Raw genomic sequence first — 2,486 nt, forward strand, 5'->3', positions numbered from 1 at the left:
TGAACCCTCACCGGGTGCCTCCCGGGACTGGCGAGGCACCCGGTGAGGGTTCAGCGGGAGTAGCGCATCAGGGCTCGTACCATGTGGCACGTCGTGTCCGACGGGGGGTGGACCCCGATCAGATCCGCCGCGCTGCGAATCGTCTCGTTGCGGGCCTGGTTCGGCATGTAGACGCCGGAGTCGAGCAGGGCGATCGCGAGCCGCATCGCCTTGAGCCGGCGGTTGTGTGTGACGTACCACTCGCGGGGACGCCCCGGCGGCAGCGGGCGCTTCTCCACAGGAGCGCACGGCAGTTCGAGCGGGACCCCCCTCCTGGCAGTGGACTGGGTGGGCGACGGCTTGAGAGCGGCAGTGGGCACAGGCATCCTCCTGACGCGGTCGGAGCGGCACCGGACCCCCCGGCGACGCTCTCGAACACTGCTCTAATTCTACTGCCCGCCACTGACAAAAGCCCCTGGCCACAAGGCCTTTGGCGTACCGTGGGCCCCATGGAAATCTGGATCAACCCGGCCTGCTCCAAGTGCCGCGGAGCCCTGTCCCTGCTCGACGCCGAGGGGGCCGAGTACACCGTTCGCCGCTACCTCGACGACGTGCCCACCGAGGCCGAGATCCGCGACGTACTCGACCGGCTCGGGCTCGAACCCTGGGACATCACCCGCACCCAGGAAGCCGTCGCCAAGGAGCTGGGTGTGCGGGAGTGGGGCCGGGAGGCGGCGGACCGGGAGCGCTGGGTCGCCGCTCTCGCCGCGCACCCGAAGCTCATCCAGCGACCCATCATCACCGCCGAGGACGGCAGCGCGGTCGTGGGCCGGAGCGAGGAAGCCGTACGGGATGCCATCGCCCGGCGTCCGCCTGTGTGACACTCCCGGCCAACAGTGCAGGAACCCGCCCATTCTCGCTTTACACGTGAAACGCGCCACAAGAACACCAGGTAACACGGGGTTCACATTCGGGCAATGACCGGGAAACCGCCTGTTGACAGGCTCGCGGGCGACAACAGCGGCGCCCCAGTGCCGCAGCGCCGCAGCACCCGCAAGTGCGTCTGAGACCCACCCCCGAAGGAAGTGTCCTGTGACCTTCAAGGCTGAGTACATCTGGATCGACGGCACCGAGCCGACGGCCAAGCTCCGCTCCAAGACCAAGATTCTGGCCGACGACGCCAAGGGCGCCGAGCTGCCGATCTGGGGCTTCGACGGGTCTTCCACGAACCAGGCCGAGGGGCACTCCTCGGACCGCGTGCTCAAGCCGGTCGCCTCCTACCCGGACCCGATCCGCGGCGGTGACGACATCCTCGTCCTGTGCGAGGTCCTCGACATCGACATGACGCCGCATGCGTCCAACACGCGTGCCGCGCTGGTCGAGGTCGCCACGAAGTTCGCCGCTCAGGAGCCGATCTTCGGCATCGAGCAGGAGTACACCTTCTTCGACGGCGCCCGTCCCCTCGGCTTCCCCGAGGGCGGCTTCCCTGCTCCCCAGGGCGGCTACTACTGCGGTGTCGGCGCCGACGAGATCTTCGGCCGCGAGATCGTCGAGGCCCACCTGGAGAACTGCCTCAAGGCCGGTCTCGCCATCTCCGGCATCAACGCCGAGGTCATGCCCGGGCAGTGGGAGTTCCAGGTCGGTCCGGTCTCCCCGCTGGAGGTCTCCGACCAGCTGTGGATCGCCCGCTGGCTGCTCTACCGCACCGCCGAGGACTTCGGTATCTCCGCGACGCTGGACCCGAAGCCCGTGAAGGGCGACTGGAACGGCGCCGGTGCGCACACCAACTTCTCCACCAAGGCGATGCGTGAGGGCTACGACGCGATCATCACCGCGTGCGAGTCCCTCGGCGAGGGCTCGAAGCCGCTCGACCACGTCAAGAACTACGGCGCCGGCATCGACGACCGCCTCACCGGTCTGCACGAGACCGCCCCGTGGAACCAGTACTCGTACGGCGTCTCCAACCGTGGCGCCTCGGTCCGTATCCCGTGGCAGGTCGAGCAGGACGGCAAGGGTTACATCGAGGACCGCCGCCCGAACGCCAACGTCGACCCGTACCTCGTGACGCGGCTGATCGTGGACACCTGCTGCTCCGCGCTGGAGAAGGCCGGACAGGTCTGATCCCCCGTCCAGTACTGGCTCCGCCCGTAGGCGGTCCCAGATAGTGAGAAGGGGTGTCCACCCGTAGGTGGACACCCCTTCTCTGCTTCCCCCCTTCTCTGCTTCAATGGACCCATGGCCAGCTTCCGGAAGTGCATCGCGACAGGTCGTCACGACCTCGAGCCCTTCTGGCCTTCCCGCCAGCACCACGACTTCGACCGGGTGTGTTGTCGCGCGATGAACGCGTCGGCCCTCTAACACCAGCCGTACGGCCCCTCTGACGCCGTACCTCTCGGTCTTCCGCCGACGCGCACGACGTACGTCCCCCGACGAACTCCTCGCGCGAAAGAGCTGACCTCTCATGGCGAACACCCGTACTCTCTCCCCGCTGTCCCCGCTTTCCCCCC

General features: G+C 67.8%; 3 protein-coding genes. 2 read left to right on the forward strand and 1 reads right to left on the reverse strand.

The window, feature by feature from the left end:
* Positions 1–50: 50 nt before the first annotated feature.
* Positions 51–359 carry a hypothetical protein gene (locus tag AOK08_RS42000; protein WP_055535847.1) on the reverse strand — a complete coding sequence of 103 codons (309 nt, stop codon included), beginning with the start codon at positions 357–359 and terminating at the stop codon, positions 51–53.
* 129 nt (positions 360–488) lie between these two features.
* Between AOK08_RS42000 and AOK08_RS42005 the strand changes: the two genes are divergently transcribed.
* Complete coding sequence (locus AOK08_RS42005; RefSeq protein ID WP_055535848.1) at positions 489–860, forward strand: arsenate reductase family protein; 372 nt, start codon at positions 489–491, stop codon at positions 858–860.
* Positions 861–1,071: 211 nt separating this feature from the next.
* Complete coding sequence (gene glnII, locus AOK08_RS42010; RefSeq protein WP_055535851.1) at positions 1,072–2,100, forward strand: glutamine synthetase; 1,029 nt, start codon at positions 1,072–1,074, stop codon at positions 2,098–2,100.
* Positions 2,101–2,486: the final 386 nt, after the last annotated feature.

Origin of the sequence: Streptomyces graminilatus (assembly GCF_001418565.1) — a bacterium.
GTDB lineage: Bacteria > Actinomycetota > Actinomycetes > Streptomycetales > Streptomycetaceae > Streptomyces > Streptomyces graminilatus.